Source organism: Kocuria sp. PD6, from assembly GCF_031844145.1.
Lineage (GTDB): Bacteria > Actinomycetota > Actinomycetes > Actinomycetales > Micrococcaceae > Kocuria > Kocuria marina.
This window is the reverse complement of the sequence record NZ_JAUZUS010000002.1, coordinates 1-16,112: the sequence shown is the minus strand read 5'-3', so window position 1 is coordinate 16,112 and position 16,112 is coordinate 1. Positions and strand designations below refer to the sequence as shown.

Here is a 16,112-nt window from a genome sequence, read left to right as displayed (position 1 = left end):
ATGTGTCGACGAGGAGCATTTGTCACGGTCAGTCTTCCTCTTCCTCCTCGGACGACGCGTCCGAGATCCTCTCGCCGCGGCGCTCGGCCATGAGCAGTTCCCACGTGCGGATGAGGCGGGGTATGGAGATGATCACCAGGCCGCCGATCATGTTCAGCGGGATGACCCACGCGAACCACACGAACCAGTCCAGGTAGGAGTAGTCCCAACCGGCGTGCATGGCACCGAAGATCACGATGGAGTTCAGCGCTCCGTGGAGCATGCCCAGGCCCACGACCAACAGGCCGCCGATCAGGGAGATCACCGCGGTCATCATGTCGTTGTCCGTACCCTGCTGCATGCGGGTCATGAGGGTGATAGTGGAACCGGCCAACAGGGCCAGGCACACGGTCTCCAACCCGATCCCGTCCGCGACGTACCCCGAGGCGACCTCCACCAGGGAGTCCGCGAAGTCGGGGAACGCCGCCACGACCACCCACATGAACACCCAACCACCCACGAGGTTGGCCAGCAGGGTCCCACCCCACAGCCGCACGAGTGACCACCACGTCCCGTGACCGGCGACCACCGCGTTGATGGGGAGCAGGAAGTCCTCGGTGAACAGCTCGGAGTGGGCCAGGCGCAACGCGAGCAGCCCCACGCCGAACGCGATGCCCGCCAGCAGTTTGGAGTCGGTGACATCCATGACCGCGAGCATGGCCATGATGCCCAGGCCCACGTCGATCCCGCCGAAGAGGCCGGTGATGATCAACGCCCGCCACGTGCGGTGCAGCCGATCCGTGCCTTCCTGGACGGTGTTCTGGAACTCCTCGACCAGCTCGTCCTCCAGGGGCTGAGCGGTGCGTCCCGAGGAACGCCGCTTGGACTCGCTGTCACGCGCTGTGGGCATGGGCCTCAGCGTAGGCCACGCGGGAAGCCATCACGCGATACATCTGTGCCCCGAAAAAACACGGACAGGCGCTTCCCGTGGTCTTTCCGGGGCACAGATGTACTCACCGCGTCGGAGCGGCCGCCCAGGTATGCGCAGCGAAGGCCGACGGCGTCCCTACTCACCGCGGCCCAAGCGCTCAGCCCCGTCCCGTGAACTCCGGCTTGCGCTTCTGCTGGAAGGCCGCGAAGCCCTCCTTGTAGTCTTCCGTGGCGCACAGGGCCGCCTGGGCCTTGTTCTCCGCTGCCATGGACTCCCACAACCCCACGCGGTTGTCCCGCACCTGGGCCACGAGTTCCTTGGACGCCAGGTAGGACTGCGTGGCACCGCGGGCCACCTTAGACACCCGCTGCATGGTGAACTCCATGAGCTCCTCCGCCGGCACGGCTCGGGAGAACAGTCCCGCCGCCACGGCCTCAGCGCCGGTCATCAGCTCGGCGGTGTAGATCAGGTCCAGGGTGCGGTGGGGGCCCAGTCGTTCGGTGAACAGGGCGTGCCCGCCCGAGTCCAGCGTGGCCCCCAGGTTGGCGAACGGGGATCCGATGGTCGCGTCCTGCGCCACGTACACCACGTCCGTTGCGATCGCGAGCCCCAGCCCCACGCCCAAGCACGCGCCCTGCACCGCGGCGAACGTGGGCGCGGGGAACCGGGACATCTGCTGCAGCAGCGGTTGCATCTTGCCGGTGAGGTAGCCGTCGGTGTCGTCACTCGCCGGGTCTACGGCGGAGATGTCCCGGCCCGCGCAGAACGCGCGCCCCTCGCCACTCAGCGCGAGCGCTCGCACGCCGGCCCGCTCGGCCTCGGTGTATGCGGCGGCGAGGTCGTCCAGCGCGGTCTCGTCCAGCGAGTTGAGCTTCTTGGGCGCGTCGAGCACCACGCGGGCGATCGCGTCCTCGATCGTCAGGTCGATCATGGGGTTCTCCTTGCGGTTCGGGGTTCCTGTGCGCCCCGCGGGGCGAGCGGGCAGGTACGACGACGACGCCGCGCGGTCCCGGCGCGGCGTCGTCGTCGGAGCGCATGGGACTCAGGCGTCGAAGTCCACACTCAACCGGTCGGACGTGGGGCGCGTCTGGCACGTGAGGACGTACCCGGCGTCCAGCTCGTCCTTCTCGAGCGCGAAGTTCTCCTCCATCTCGAACTCGCCGGAGGTGACCTTGGCGCGGCACGTGCCGCACACCCCGCCGGCGCACGCGAAGGGGACGTCCGGGCGCACGCGCAGTGCGGCGTTGAGCACGGTCTCCGCGGCGGACTTGGGGGACTCCACCTGGGCTGAGGTGCCGCCCAGGTTGAAGACGATCGTGTAGTTCTCGCCCTTGGGGTCGGCCACGACGGGGCGGCCCTGCTGTCCCTGGGGTGCGGTGGGCTTGCCCGTGGTGAACAGCTCGAAGCGCACGCGGGAATCGTCCACGCCGCGTTCCTTGAGGACGTCCCGGCACAGCTGCACGAGCTCGAACGGGCCGCACAGGAACCACTCGTCCGCGGAGTCCACCTGGATCACGTGGTCCAGCAGCTCCTCGAGCTTGTCGTGGTCGATCCGCCCGGACATCAGCGGCGAGATCCGCTGCTCGCGGGACAGCACGTGGTGCACGGCCAGGCGGGCGGGGTACTTGTCCTTGAGGTCGCCCAGCTCCGCCGCGAACATCACGTCCATGGACGAGCGGTTGGCGTAGATGACGTCTATCGCGGCGGTGTCGGAGGCGCGCAGCAGCGCGCGGGCGATCGCCATGATGGGCGTGATCCCGGACCCGGCGGCGAACGCCACCAGGTGCACGTTGCGCTTCTTGGCCACCTCCCGCTCGGCGAGCTTCTCGGGGTCGTTCATGGAGGTGATGTTGACCTTGGAGGTGAACGCGCCCTGCGGGTTCATCACGTCCAGGGTGTCCCCGGCGGTGAGCTGCTCGTTCGCCCACGTGGAGAACACGCCGCCCATGTCCTTCTTGATGGCCACACGGATCTCACCCGGGGTGGGGTCCGCGCAGATCGAGTAGGAGCGGCGCACCTCGTGGCCGTTGATCTGCGCGCGGATGGCCACGTACTGCCCGGGCAGGTAGTTGTAGTCCGCCACGAGGTCCTCGGGGACCTCGAACGTGACCTCCACGGAGTCGGGGGTCAGCTTGCGCACCTCGGAGACCGCGAGGGTGTTGAACGTGGCGCGGCGCTTGCCGCCGCCCGCGCTGGCTTCGGTGGCGTCCTCCAGCGTGGAGGTGTCCGCGGTTTCGCTCATGATCAGTGCACCTTGAAGTAGTCGAAGGGTTCTTTGCAGTCGTTGCAGACCCACAGGGCCTTGCAGGACGTGGACCCGAAACGGGTCATTTCGCGGGTGTCCAGGGAGCTGCAGTGCGGGCACTTCACGGCCAGGCTCAGTCGCACCGGTCCGGAGTTGTGCCCGGCGGCGGTGCGCCCGGTGGGCGGGGCGATGCCGTACTCGCGCAGCTTGGCCTGGCCCTCGGGGGACATCCAGTCGGTGGTCCACGCCGGGCGCAGCACCTGCACCACACGCACGTCCTCGTAGCCGGCGGCGGTCACGGCCGCCTCGAGGTCTGCGGCCATGGTGTCCATGGCGGGGCACCCGGAGTAGGTGGGGGTGATCACCACCACCGTCTCGTCCTGCCCGGCCACGGCGTCCCGCAGCACCCCGAGGTCCTCGAGCGTGAGCACGGGGATCTCGGGGTCGCACACGGTGGCGGCGACGTCCCACAGGGCGGCGTCGCGCGCATCGTCCGGGCGCCGGGACGGCCCCATGGGGACCTCCCGGGGCGCCACGCCGCCCGTGGGCGGCAGCGAGCGGGGCGGAACGCGGGAGAACACGGTGCTCACCACGTGGCGCCGGGATGCTGGCGGGCGAGCCACTGCATCTCGGCGAGGATGTACCCGCGGTACTCGGAGTAGGAGCCGTCACGCGGTGCGGCGGAGAGTCGGGCCTGGGCCACGCTCGGGACATCGAGCTCGGCCTCCGCCAGCAGAGCGGTGACGCGGTCCATGGTCCGCTCGCGCAGGCTGGAGGGCCGCACGGCGATGCCCTCGAGCTCGTCGTGCAGGGGCTCGTCCGCGAACAGCTCGTCCAGGTAGGGCCACATGTAGTAGAGGCCCTCCTGGATGCGCCGCTTGGACTCCTGGGTTCCGAGGCCCAGGCGCAGCATCCACTGGGCGGCGTGGTCCTGGTGGTACTCCACCTCCTTGAGGGCCTTGTCGGCGATCGCGGCCAGGGTCTGGTCCGTGGAGGACTGCAGCGCCGAGTAGAGCTCGTACTGGTAGAAGGAGAACAGCAGCTGCCGCGCGATGGTCTGACCGAAGTCCCCGTTCTCCTGCTCCACGAGGCGCACGGAGCGGAACTCCTCCTCGTTGCGGAAGTACGCGAGCTCGTCCTCGGTCTTGCCCCACGCGGAGCCCGCGTAGGTCAGCAGGAAGCGCGCGTGGCCGATGAGGTCCAGCGCGATGTTGCCCAGCGCGATGTCCTCCTCGAGTTCGGGGGCCCGGGAGATCCACCAGCCCAGGCGCTGGGACAGCATCAGGGCGTCGTCGCCGAGACGCAGAGCGTACTGGGCCACAGCCTCCGAGGCCTTGCCGCCGGTCTCCGCGATCTCCTCGGCGGTGATCGCGTCACCCGCGGACTGCTTGGTGGCGGAGTCGTGGGAGGCGAACGCGCTCACAGGTGCTTCACCCCTTCGCTCTTGGTGTAGTACGTGGCGTGGCGGTAGCTCTTGCCCTGCGCGGACTCGAAGTAGCCGCCCTTGGAGTCCGGATCCGAGGCCGTGATGGCGTCCGCGGGGACCACCCACACGCTCGTGCCCTCGTTGCGCCGGGTGTAGAGGTCACGCGCGTTGCGCACGGCCATGGTGGCGTCCGGGGCGTGCAGGGAGCCCGCGTGCACGTGGGACAGCCCGCGCGAAGAACGCACGAAGACCTCCCACAGGGGCCAATTACCGGTCTGGTTCTCATTCATGCTCAGGCTCCGATCAGTTCTGCGGAGCCGCGGCCCGCCATGACGGTGGTCTGGTCCTGCGCGTCCTCGGACGACGCCGCTGCTTCGCGCGCCTGGCGCTCGGCGTAGGCCTGCGCGGCCTCGCGCACCCACGCACCGTTCGCGTGGGCCTCACGACGGCGCTTCATGCGTTGGACGTTGCACGGCCCGGAGCCCTTGATCACGGACATGAATTCGTTCCAGTCCAGCTGGCCGTAGTCGTAGTGGCCGCGCTCCTCGTTCCACTTCAGGTCCGGGTCCGGCAGCGTCAGACCCAGGGCCTCGGCCTGCGGGACGATCATGTCCACGAAGCGCTGGCGCAGCTCGTCGTTGGAGAAGCGCTTGATGTTCCACTCCATGGACTGCTGCGAGTTGGGCGAGTCGGCGTCCGGGGGACCGAACATCTGCAGGGCGGGGCCGTAGAAGCGGTTCACGGCCTCCTGGGCCATCTGCTTCTGCGCCTCGGTGCCGTGGGAGAGCTCGTAGAGGATCTCCCAGCCCTGGCGCTGGTGGAAGGACTCCTCCTTGCAGATGCGCACCATGGCGCGGCCGTACGGGCCGTAGGAGGCGCGGCACAGCGGCACCTGATTGCAGATCGCGGCGCCGTCCACGAGCCAGCCGATCGCGCCCATGTCCGCCCAGGTGCGGGCCGGGTAGTTGAAGATCGAGGAGTACTTGGCCTTGCCGCTCAGCAGCTGCTCGGTGAGCACGGAGCGCGGGGTGCCCAGGGTCTCCGCCGCGGAGTAGAGGTACAGCCCGTGGCCGGCCTCGTCCTGGACCTTGGCCATCAGCACGGCCTTGCGCTTGAGGCTCGGGGCGCGGGTGATCCAGTTGGCCTCCGGCTGCATGCCGATGATCTCGGAGTGCGCGTGCTGGGAGACCTGGCGGGTCAGGCTCTTCCGGTAGGCCTCCGGCATCCAGTCCCGGGGCTCCACGCGGGAGTCCTCGCTGAGGAGGTGCTCGAAGTGCTGCTGCTCGGCGGTGGGCTCCGCCTGGTCCGCAGAGGTGGTCTGCTCAGTCATGGTGTGTGTCCTCGGTTCGCGGGTGAGATGGGAGCGGAGGATGAACTCTGTACGCTGCCGACAATAATAACTGACCGCTCGTTCAGAATATAGGCCCCCGGTGTGGTCGTCAACACAATTTCCGCCCGGGAGGCGGGGACCCGCCAATGGATGTGCAGGGGTGGCGACGCCGCGGCGGAGCCCTGGACTTGTTGACACACGTCACATTTCGCGGTTACCTACTGACCGATCGTTCTGAAAATCTGAGGAGCCCCCGTGCCACACCATCCCGTCCTCACTGGCGACCGTGCCTCCGAGTGGTTGGGGATCACCGTGCAGCGCGCGGACCCCGGGCACTGCGTGATCTCCATGGCCGTGCGGGAGGAGATGCTCAACGGCTTCGGCATCGTGCACGGCGGGATGATCTTCGCGCTCGCGGACTCGTGCTTCGCCATGACGTGCAACGACCCGGAACCGGACCGCACCTCCATGACCGTGGCTCAGGGCGTGGACATCAACTTCCTCAGCTCGGCCCACCCGGGCCAGACCCTCGTCGCGGAGGGTCGCCAGATCGCCACCACCGGGCGCAGCGGCCTGTGCGACATCACCGTCTCCACCCAGGACGGGGACGTCGTCGCCCAGTTCCGCGGCCGCAGCCGCACCGTGCCCCTTCGCCAGAAAGCGTGAACCCATGACGTCGTGCTCCGTGCCCAGCCCGTACCACCCCGTGGCCTCCGGGGACTCCTCTCAGCCGGATCCCGAGGAGCTGATGAGCCGGGACCAGATCGAGGCGCTGCAGACGGAGCGCCTGAACTGGACCCTGCACTACGCGTACGAGAACGTGCCCGCCTACCAGGAGCTCTTCGACGAGCACGGGGTGCACCCGGATGACTTCCGGGAGCTCGAGGACCTCGCGAAGTTCCCCTACACGGACAAGGAATTCCTGCGCAAGGCCTACCCGTTCACGTCCTTCGCCACGCCCATGTCCGAGATCCGACGCATCCACGCGTCGTCGGGCACCACCGGGCAGCCCACCGTGGTGGCCTACACGGAGGAGGACCTGCAGACATGGGGGGCCCTCGTGGCACGCTGCTTCCGGCTCTCGGGAATGAAGCCCGGGGACAAGGTGCACAACGCGTACGGCTACGGGCTGTTCACCGGCGGGCTGGGCGCCCACTACGGTGCGGAGCGCCTGGGATGCGCCGTGATCCCGATGTCCGGAGGGCAGACGGAAAAACAGGTGCAGCTCATCCGAGACTTCGAGCCGCAGGCCATCCTCTCCACCCCCACGTACCTGCTCACCATCGCGGACGGCTTCCGCAAGCTCGGTCTCGACCCGCGCGAGACCTCCCTGCGGCACGCGGTACTCGGGGCGGAGCCGTGGACCGAGGAGATGCGCCACGAGATCGAGAAGACGTTCAACATCTCCGCGTGCGACATCTACGGCCTCTCCGAGGTCATGGGCCCCGGCGTGGCCGGCGAGTCCTGCGAGACGAAGGACGGTTCGCACATCTGGGAGGACCACTTCCGCCCGGAGGTCATCGACCCGTTCGACGACACGGTGCTGCCCACCGGGCGCCCCGGCGAGCTCGTGTTCACCGCGCTGACCAAGCAGGCGCTGCCGATCATCCGCTACCGAACCCACGACCTCACCCGCCTGCTGCCGGGCACCGCGCGTCCGGGTCACCGGCGCATGGGCCGGATCACGGGGCGCTCGGACGACATGATCATCCTGCGCGGCGTGAACCTCTTCCCGTCCCAGATCGAGGAACTCGCGCTGAAGATCCCCGCGCTTTCCCCGCACTTCACGCTCGAGATCACCCGGCCCAACCGCATGGACCAGATGACCATCCACATCGAGCGCCGCGAGGAAGCCACCGTGGAGCAGGCCCAGGAGGGTGGCAAGAAGCTGCTGCACGACATCAAGACGAAGATCGGTTCGATCGCCACGATCGACATCGCCGAGCCCGGGACCCTCGCACGTTCCTCGGGCAAGCTGCGCCGCGTCTACGACCACCGCGACAAGTAGGCCCCTCCGCGGCGACGCCTGCGGGCGCCGTCGCGGGGTCGGTCGCGGAGTTCCGCCGCGGTGTCGGGCAACGGGGCAGGGTGGCGGCGCCGCGTCGTCGGCCCGGGGTGTGGGTCCCGGCGACGTCGCCTGATTCCCGCCCGACGCCGCCCCGCCACCTTCCCGGCGGTGAGAAAGCGACGACCGGGTAACCTGAGGTATTCCGTCCCCGCCAGAAGGTCGAGGCCACGTCCATGCCCACCGAGCTCAACTCCTCCGCCGACGTCGCTGTGGCGCCGCGGCGCGGCCGTCCCGGCTACGACCGCGAGACCCTGCTGTCCGTGTGCGTGGACGTCTTCAACCGCTACGGCTACGACGCCACCTCCATGGGGACCCTCTCCAAGCACCTGGGGATCTCCAAGTCCGCGATCTACCACCACGTGGAATCCAAGGAGGCGATCCTCGAGCAGGCGCTGGACCGTGCCCTCGACGCGTTGGAGGCCGTGTTCGAACGGGTCTTGGCGGGGGGCAGCGGGCCGGTGAACAAGCTCGAGCAGATCCTGGACGGTTCGGTGCACGTGCTCGTGGACCAGATGCCCTACGTGACCCTGCTCCTGCGGTTGCGGGGCAACTCGGAGGTGGAGCTCGCGGCGCTGCAGCGGCGTCGTACGCTGACGCGCACCGTGGAGGAACTCGTGCGGCAGGCGCAGGAGGAGGGCGAACTGCGCACGGACATCTCCGGCAGGTCGGCGCCGCGTCTGATGCTGGGCATGGTCAACTCGATCGTGGACTGGTACCAGCCGGAGCGTTCCGGGACGGTGGACCAGCTCGCGGACACGGTCGTGAAAATGGTGTTCTCGGGCTTGCGGGCGTAGTTCCCCGGCCGCTCAACTCTCCGCGGGTGTGGCCCGTCGTTGCTGCTGGGGCAGTGAGCACCTGTCGCCGCCGCCCCCGGTTCAGTCGGCGGCCACGCCTTCGGCGGGGGGCCAGGTCTTGGCCACCAGGGTCAGGACGTCGTAGGTGGCCACGATCTCGTCGTTCTGGCTGGTCAGGCGGGCGTCCCAGGCCACCTCGCCGTACTCGTCCGTGACACGCGGGGTGATCTTCTTGGCGGTCAGGGTCACGCGGATGGCGTCGTCGTAGGTCACCGGGGTGATGAAGCGCAGGTTCTCCAGCCCGTAGTTGGCGAGAACGGGCCCGGGTGCGGGCTCCACGAACAGCCCTGCGGCCCACGAGACCAGCAGGTAGCCGTGGGCCACCCGCCGGGGGAAGAACGGGTTGGCCATGGCGGCTTCCTCGTCCGTGTGGGCGTAGAACGTGTCCCCGGTCTTCTCCGCGAATTCCAGGATGTCCTCGAGTGAGACCGTGCGCAGGTCTGAGACGAACTGGTCCCCGATCCGCAGGGTCTGCAGCGACTTCCGGAAGGGGTGCTCCCCAGTGCCGTTCTCCACGTCCTCGCGGGTCACGGTGTTGGCGGTCGCGCCCCAGTGCCACTGGCCGGTGATCCCGGTCAGTAGGTCCGGGGAGCCCTGGACGGCGGTGCGCTGCATGTAGTGCTTGACCGCGCGCACGCCACCGAGTTCCTCCCCACCACCGGCGCGGCCGGGGCCGCCGTGGACCAGGTGGGGAACGGGGGAGCCGTGACCTGTGGAGGTTTTAGCGTCGTCGCGATCCAGGAAGAGCACGCGACCGTGGTACGCACCGATTCCGGAGGCGAACTGCGCCGCGAGCTCGGGGGAGTGAGTGCACACGGTCGCCACGAGCGAGCCGCCGCCCAGCGCGGCGATCTCCACAGCGTCCGCGACGTCCCCCGAGTAACCCAGCACCGAGGTGACCGGGCCGAACGCCTCGAGCTCGTGGACGGCGGGGGTGCGGACGTCGTCGAACGAGAGCACCGTGACGGGGAAGAAGGCGCCCTGCTCCGGCAGCGACGCGAGTTCCTCGGGACCGCCGAGTTCCACGGTGGCGCCGGCGTCGATCAGGGCGCGCACGGAGCGCAGCACCTCGAAGTGCTGGTCGTCGGACGCGAGCGGGCCCACCGTGGTGGCGGAATCGCGCGGGTCGCCGACGACGGCGCGCTGCGCCACCCGCTCCCGCAGCGCGGCGATCACGGCGGGCTTGAGCGCCTGCGGAACGATGACCCGGCGGATCGCGGTGCACTTCTGCCCGGCCTTGGCGGTGATCTCCAGGACCACGGACTTCACGAACGCCTCGAACTCGGGGGAGTCCTCGGTGACGTCCGGGGCCATGATCGCGGCGTTGAGCGAATCGGTCTCCGCCGTGAAACGCACGCCCTTCTCCTGCACGTTGGTGTGGGCGCGCAGCGACTGGGCGGTGGCGGCCGAGCCGGTGAAGGCCACGTGGTCGCGGGCGTCCAGGTGGTCCAGCAGATCGCGCGCGGCGCCGGAGATCAGCTGCAGGGAACCCTCCGGCAGCAGCCCGGAGTCCAGCATGAGCCGCACGCACGCCTCGGTCACGTACCCGGTGGGGGTCGCGGGTTTCACGATGGTGGGCACCCCGGCGATGAATGCGGGCGCAAACTTCTCGAGCATGCCCCACACGGGGAAGTTGAACGCGTTGATCTGCACGGTCACCCCGGGCACGCGGGTGTAGACGTGCTCACCCAGGAACGAGCCGTCCCGCGAGAGCTGTTCCACCGCGCCGTCCACGATCACGTTGGCGTTGGGCAGTTCGCGCCGTCCCTTGGACGAGAACGTGAAGAGGGTCCCGATCCCACCGTCGATGTCGATCAGGTGGTCCTTGGCCGTGGCCCCGGTCGCGTAGGAGATCTCGTACAGCTCCTCCTTGTGCTCGCCCAGGTATTGCGCGAGCTGCTTGAGGATCAGGGCGCGGTCGTGGATGCGCAGTTGCCCCAGTGCGGCCTGGCCCACGGTGCGTCCGTGGTCCACGGCGCCCGCGGTGTCGATCCCGTCCGTGCTCACCCGGGCCACGAGCTCCCCGGTGGTGGCATTGCGCACGTCCGCGATCTTCTGCGGGTCCTTCGGCCGCCACCACTTCCCGGCGACGAAGCTGGGCAGGATCTGCGGTTCCTGGGTCTCGGATGCCTGGGTCTGGGTGTTCACGCGGGGTCCTCCGGACTGTCGCGGCCATCAGACGAACGATCGGTCAGTATTTGGCCCAGGATAACCTAGGTCACACAAGGGCACCATGGTCACCACGCTCCGCCGTCGGCGTTCGACGCCGCTCTGCGCGCCGCTCAGCGCGGCCCACCGGCGCGGCGTGGGGCCTGATCACCGAGGAGTCAGCATGCACGAGGATCCCACCCGCGCGGACGTCCGCGCCGAGAACGCACGAGTCGCGTCCCCCGCCGAGGAGTTCGGTGAGGCGTACGAGCCGTGGATCATCGAGTTGGGTGAACTGGACGAGAAGATGGGCGTGGTGGTGGAGGAGCAGTCCGCCGAGCGCGTGGTGGCGACCATGCCCGTGGAGGGCAACCGGCAGTCCCTGGGGCTGCTGCACGGCGGCGCGTCCGTGGCGCTCGGGGAGATGCTGGGCTCGTGGGCCGCGGTGATCCACGGCTCCACCATGGGCAAGGTGGCCGTGGGCGTGGACATCAACGCGACCCACCACGCCTCCGCTACAAGCGGCCGGGTGCGCGGCGTGGCCACGGCGATCCACCTGGGGCGCAGCGTCACGAACCACGAGGTGGTCATCACCCACATCGACACCGGCAAGCGCCTGTGCACCGTGCGGATCACCAATTACCTCAAGCCCGCGAAGCGCTCCTGAGCATTCGTCCGACGATGCCGCGGTGCCCGTCCCTCGGGAAGGGCACCGCGGCGTCGTCGTCCGCGGAGCCGCCCCGGCACCGCAGGGAACACACGGAACCGCCCCGGCACCGTGTGGGAACGGTGTCGGGGCGGTTCGTGGTCCGCGGGAGGGCTGAGGAGTCCCCTCTCATGCCGCGCGGACAGGGTGGACGCGGAGACCGGATGCCCGGAGTTCTTTGGCCTCAGTGACCGTGCTCCGGTCTCCGCGGGTCTTCAGGGCGCCGGGTTCAGAACTGGGCGCTCTCGGTGGAGCCCGTGAGGGCGATCGTGGAGGAGTTGGGGTTGACCACCTGGGAGACCAGGTCGAAGTACCCGGTACCCACCTCGCGCTGGTGCTTGGTGGCGGTGTAACCGCGCTCCTCGGCGGCGAACTCGCGCTCCTGCAGTTCCACGTACGAGGTCATCTGGTTGCGGGCGTAGCCGTGGGCCAGATCGAACATCGAGTAGTTCAGCGCGTGGAAACCGGCCAGGGTGATGAACTGGAAGCGGTAGCCCATGGCGGAGAGTTCGCGCTGGAACTTGGCGATGGTCTCGTCGTCCAGGTGCTTCTTCCAGTTGAAGGACGGCGAGCAGTTGTACGCGAGCATCTGGTCCGGGAAGTCCTCATGCACAGCATCCGCGAACTGGCGGGCCAGCTTGAGATCCGGCGTGCCGGTCTCCATCCAGATCAGGTCCGAGTAGGGGGCGTACGCCTTGGCGCGGGCGATGCAGGGCTCCACACCGTTGCGGACCTTGTAGAAGCCCTCCGGGGTGCGCTCGCCGGTGATGAACTCGGCGTCCTGCTCGTCGATGTCCGAGGTGATCAGGGTGGCCGCCTCGGCATCCGTGCGGGCGATGATGATGCTGGGGACGTCCTCCACGTCCGCCGCGAGGCGGGCCGCGTTGAGGGTGCGGATGTGCTGCTGGGTGGGGATCAGCACCTTGCCGCCCAGGTGACCGCACTTCTTCTCGGAGGCCAGCTGGTCCTCCCAGTGCACGCCCGCCGCACCGGCGTCGATCATGGACTTCATGAGCTCGAACGCGTTGAGCGGTCCGCCGAAGCCGGCCTCCGCGTCCGCGACGATCGGCGCCATCCAGTTCTCCACGGTGTGGACGTCCTCGGCGTGCTCGATCTGGTCCGCACGCTTGAGCGCGTTGTTGATCCGGCGCACCACCTGGGGAACCGAGTTCGCCGGGTAGAGGGACTGGTCCGGGTAGGTCTGGCCCGCGAGGTTCGCGTCACCGGCGACCTGCCAACCGGAGAGGTAGATCGCCTTGAGCCCGGCCTTGACCTGCTGGACGGCCTGGTTACCGGTCAGAGCGCCCAGAGCATTGATGTAATCCTCCGAGTTGAGCAGGTACCAGAGCCGTTCCGCACCGCGGCGGGCGTTGGTGTGCTCTTCTCGAAAGGAACCCTGCAGACGCAGGACCTCCTCGGGGGCGTAGTCACGGGTCACGCCGGCCCAGCGGGGGTTCTCCTCCCAGTCCCGGGCGAGTTCCTCGGCGCTGCGGAGGTTGCTGTTCTCGTTGCTCATCTCGTTCTCCTTTGATCGTTCGAGCCGGCGGCCTCGGTGGGAGCTCCGCACGGGTAACTTGATGTGTTCCACTTTTGCCGCGATCTGCACTCCCCGCATAGAGGCTTTTAGGATGAAGAATTGGTTTTCTTCACGTTTGAGAAAAATCTGCCTAAACTCGGACTATGACCCCGGACACAGGACCCCGCAGGCGCCGTCGCACCGGCGACGGCGCTCCCCCTCGCCCCGCCGCACCGCGGAGCGCTCATGGTTCGGAACCCGCGCGCGCTGCGCGGTCGCGGGGCACGGAGCCCGCCCGGACGGCAATACCGCGGCGCACGGACCCCGCGACCGGCACGCGGGTCCCCGCGCGCTCGTCGTCCGACGTGCCACCCGAGGAGTCCGGGGACCCGACCGATCCGATCGTGCTGGGGCGGCGGATCCGCTACCGCCGCAAGCGACTGCGGATCACGCTCGAGGAGCTCGCGCGCACCGTGGGCATGGCGGCGTCGGCGCTGTCGCTGATCGAGAACGGCAAGCGCGAACCCAAGCTCAGCGCGCTGTCCGCCATCGCTGCCGCGCTGGACATGAGCGTGGAGCAACTGCTGGGGGCCAAGGCGCCGTCGCGCCGCATGGAACTGGAAATCCAGGTGGAGCGCGTGCAGCGCGGACCCATGTACGCGTCCCTCGGGTTGCCCACGGTGCGGGTGGGGCCGGGCACGAGTACCGAGACCCTCGAGGCGCTCGCGGCCCTGCAGCAGCAACTCGCCCAGCGGCTCGAGGAACAGGCGGCCACACCGGAGGAGGCCCGGCGCGCCAACACCCAGTTGCGAGCGCGCATGCGGGGGATCGACAACTATTTCGAACGCATCGAGACCATGGCCGCGGAACTGCTCGCCGCGATCCGCCACACGGGCGGACCGCTGTCCGAGCACCACATTTCGCGGCTCGTGGAGCACGTGGGATTCGAGATCCACCAGGTCCCGGACCTGCCGCACTCCACGCGCTCGGTCACGGACCTGCGCAACCGCCGGTTCTACCTGCCGGCCACCGCCGGGGCGGGCTCGCCGTGGTCGGTGTTGTTGCAGGCCGTGGGGCATCACTTGCTTGAACACCACCGCCCGGCGGACTACGGCGAGTTCCTGGAACAGCGCGTGGAGACGAATTACTTCGCGGCGGCCCTGATGATCCCGGAGGCCTCCGCGGTGGACCTGCTGGGGCGCGCCAAGTCCCAGCGGGAGTTGTCCGTGGACGACCTACGGGACGCGTTCGCGGTGTCCCACGAGACCGCGGCACACCGGATGACCAACTTGATGACCCACCACTTCGGCATCCCCACCCACTTCGAGAAGGTGCACTCCTCCGGGATCATCCACAAGGCGTGGCAGAACGACGGGTTGCAGTTGCCCACCGACCACAGCGGCGCGGTGGAGGGGCAGAGGGCCTGCCGGTTCTTCTCCGCGCGGCAGGCGTTCTCGGGGACCAACCGGTTGCTGTCCCACTTCCAGTACACCGACACCCCGCACGGCACGTTCTGGTGCTCGGCCCGCGTGGAGGGATCCGAGAACGGGGAATTCTCCATCTCTTTCGGTGTGCCGTACGAGCACGTCAAATGGTTCCGGGGCCGCGCCACCACGGTGCGCCACACCTCCACCTGCCCCGACCCCGCGTGCTGCCAACAGCCCGCCCCGGCGCTCGCCGAGCAGTGGGACGGCCAGTCCTGGCCCTCCGCCCGCCCCGCGTCCCACATGCTCGCCGCCATGCCCGCCGGCGCGTTCCCCGGGGTGGACGAGACCGAGGTCTACCGCTTCCTGCAGCGACACGCCCCCGTTGCCTCATCCGGCGACCTCACGTAACCTCCATCACGTTCCCGCCGACGACGCCGCGCCACCCCTACGCGCCCGGACCGTCCGTGTCCGGACGCCGCGTGCCCGGGCCCCGAGCGTCGTCGGCGATCCGTAGGCACGAAAGGTGACCCATGAGCTTCGCGACCGCCGACCTGTATGACGAACACGGCGAGGACCTGCAGTCCGTGACCACCCAGTTCATCTCGGTGGGTGGTGTCCACCGGTTCACCGGACCCATCCGCACGGTGCGCTGCTTCGAGTCCAACGTGGACGTCAAGAAGCTCGTGGCCACCGCCGGTGAGGGTGCGGTGCTCGTGGTGGACGGGCAGGGATCCATGAACCGCGCGCTGCTCGGGGACAACGTGGCCCGCACCGCCATGGAGAACGGGTGGGCCGGGCTGATCATCAACGCCCCCGTGCGGGACCGCGTGGAGCTGGGCACCCTGGACATCGGCATCAAGGCGCTGGGCACGAATCCCCGCAAGTCCGAACCCAACGACTCCGGGGAAGTGGACGTGATCGTCACCTTCGGCGGCGTGACCTTCCGCCCGGGCAGGACCCTGTGGGCGGACGAGGACGGGGTCCTGGTGGAGCGCTGAGCCCGCTACCTCCGCTGGACGGATATACGACGGCGACTTCCGCACCCGCGGGGTTCGCCGTCGTCGTTCCGGTGGGGGCCGGGTGTCGTGACTACTTCTGGGCCACGAACTCCTGGCCGTTCCAGGTCCAGTTCACCCGCTTGCCCGAGTCATTGCCCTGCTCGTTCGTGACGTGCTGGATGACCGTGGGCTCACCCGTCGCGTCGATCACCAGATCGGCCCAGTTGAACGGGTGGTTGGACGTACCCCGCTGGGCGGGCATGGTGTCGTGGGAGTCGTACCCCTTGTCGGTGGGGGTCAGCACGGTCACAGCCTGGCCGTCCGTCAGGTACACGTTGCCGTACTTGTCCACGGTGGAGTTGGTGCGCAGATCCCACTCCTGAGCTCCCAGCACGGGAGCGGGGCCGAAGGAGACCACCGTGGTGCCCTCCCTGGGCGGCACGTACCCCACGGCCTGACCGTTCTGGTACACGGCGTAGCTGGC

General features: G+C 68.8%; 15 protein-coding genes and 1 pseudogene. 6 read left to right on the top strand and 10 right to left on the bottom strand.

Features of this window, described 5'->3' with window-relative positions; genetic code table 11:
- Positions 1-28: 28 nt before the first annotated feature.
- The 7 genes from Q9R22_RS01665 to paaA form a co-directional block, all read right to left on the bottom strand.
- Entirely contained in the window at positions 29-889 is an 861-nt protein-coding gene (locus Q9R22_RS01665; RefSeq protein WP_311253954.1) for a formate/nitrite transporter family protein, read from the bottom strand.
- A gap of 178 nt (positions 890-1,067) precedes the next feature.
- On the bottom strand, positions 1,068-1,841 hold the full coding sequence (locus Q9R22_RS01660; RefSeq protein ID WP_311253953.1) for an enoyl-CoA hydratase/isomerase family protein: 774 nt from the start codon (positions 1,839-1,841) through the stop codon (positions 1,068-1,070).
- 111 nt (positions 1,842-1,952) lie between these two features.
- Entirely contained in the window at positions 1,953-3,152 is a 1,200-nt protein-coding gene (gene paaE, locus Q9R22_RS01655) for a 1,2-phenylacetyl-CoA epoxidase subunit PaaE (RefSeq protein ID WP_311253952.1), read from the bottom strand.
- A gap of 2 nt (positions 3,153-3,154) precedes the next feature.
- Positions 3,155-3,670 carry a 1,2-phenylacetyl-CoA epoxidase subunit PaaD gene (gene paaD, locus Q9R22_RS01650; protein WP_311254036.1) on the bottom strand — a complete coding sequence of 172 codons (516 nt, stop codon included), beginning with the start codon at positions 3,668-3,670 and terminating at the stop codon, positions 3,155-3,157.
- A gap of 71 nt (positions 3,671-3,741) precedes the next feature.
- Positions 3,742-4,578 (bottom strand): 1,2-phenylacetyl-CoA epoxidase subunit PaaC, encoded by an 837-nt coding sequence (paaC, locus tag Q9R22_RS01645; protein WP_206398733.1) that lies wholly within the window; start codon positions 4,576-4,578, stop codon positions 3,742-3,744.
- Positions 4,575-4,871, bottom strand: coding sequence for a 1,2-phenylacetyl-CoA epoxidase subunit PaaB (gene paaB, locus Q9R22_RS01640; protein ID WP_131332190.1), 297 nt, complete (start codon positions 4,869-4,871; stop codon positions 4,575-4,577). Before paaB ends, paaC begins: the two co-directional genes overlap by 4 nt.
- 2 nt (positions 4,872-4,873) lie before the next feature.
- Positions 4,874-5,911 carry a 1,2-phenylacetyl-CoA epoxidase subunit PaaA gene (gene paaA, locus Q9R22_RS01635; RefSeq protein WP_131332191.1) on the bottom strand — a complete coding sequence of 346 codons (1,038 nt, stop codon included), beginning with the start codon at positions 5,909-5,911 and terminating at the stop codon, positions 4,874-4,876.
- 255 nt (positions 5,912-6,166) lie between these two features.
- Between paaA and Q9R22_RS01630 the strand changes: the two genes are divergently transcribed.
- The 3 genes from Q9R22_RS01630 (at position 6,167) to Q9R22_RS01620 (ending at position 8,773) form a co-directional block, all read left to right on the top strand.
- Entirely contained in the window at positions 6,167-6,577 is a 411-nt protein-coding gene (locus tag Q9R22_RS01630; RefSeq protein WP_131332192.1) for a PaaI family thioesterase, read from the top strand.
- Positions 6,578-6,581: 4 nt separating this feature from the next.
- Complete coding sequence (locus tag Q9R22_RS01625) at positions 6,582-7,919, top strand: AMP-binding protein (RefSeq protein WP_131332193.1); 1,338 nt, start codon at positions 6,582-6,584, stop codon at positions 7,917-7,919.
- Between the two features lie 233 nt (positions 7,920-8,152).
- Positions 8,153-8,773 (top strand): TetR/AcrR family transcriptional regulator, encoded by a 621-nt coding sequence (locus Q9R22_RS01620; RefSeq protein WP_131332194.1) that lies wholly within the window; start codon positions 8,153-8,155, stop codon positions 8,771-8,773.
- Between the two features lie 81 nt (positions 8,774-8,854).
- Here Q9R22_RS01620 and paaZ read toward each other — a convergent pair whose 3' ends face one another.
- Positions 8,855-10,981 (bottom strand): phenylacetic acid degradation bifunctional protein PaaZ, encoded by a 2,127-nt coding sequence (paaZ, locus tag Q9R22_RS01615; protein WP_131332195.1) that lies wholly within the window; start codon positions 10,979-10,981, stop codon positions 8,855-8,857.
- Between the two features lie 184 nt (positions 10,982-11,165).
- Here paaZ and Q9R22_RS01610 point away from each other — a divergent pair, with 184 nt between their 5' ends.
- Positions 11,166-11,648 (top strand): hotdog fold thioesterase, encoded by a 483-nt coding sequence (locus Q9R22_RS01610; RefSeq protein ID WP_098053542.1) that lies wholly within the window; start codon positions 11,166-11,168, stop codon positions 11,646-11,648.
- A 268-nt stretch (positions 11,649-11,916) separates the two neighbouring features.
- Here the strand turns inward: Q9R22_RS01610 and aceA are convergent, their stop codons facing one another.
- Positions 11,917-13,203 carry an isocitrate lyase gene (gene aceA, locus Q9R22_RS01605; protein ID WP_064846502.1) on the bottom strand — a complete coding sequence of 429 codons (1,287 nt, stop codon included), beginning with the start codon at positions 13,201-13,203 and terminating at the stop codon, positions 11,917-11,919.
- A gap of 365 nt (positions 13,204-13,568) precedes the next feature.
- Between aceA and Q9R22_RS01600 the strand changes: the two genes are divergently transcribed.
- On the top strand, positions 13,569-15,038 hold the full coding sequence (locus Q9R22_RS01600; RefSeq protein WP_131332196.1) for an XRE family transcriptional regulator: 1,470 nt from the start codon (positions 13,569-13,571) through the stop codon (positions 15,036-15,038).
- A gap of 122 nt (positions 15,039-15,160) precedes the next feature.
- On the top strand, positions 15,161-15,628 hold the full coding sequence (gene rraA, locus Q9R22_RS01595; protein ID WP_131332197.1) for a ribonuclease E activity regulator RraA: 468 nt from the start codon (positions 15,161-15,163) through the stop codon (positions 15,626-15,628).
- 91 nt (positions 15,629-15,719) lie between these two features.
- Here rraA and Q9R22_RS01590 read toward each other — a convergent pair.
- Positions 15,720-16,112 (bottom strand): annotated as a pseudogene (locus tag Q9R22_RS01590) (hypothetical protein); the annotation flags it as partial.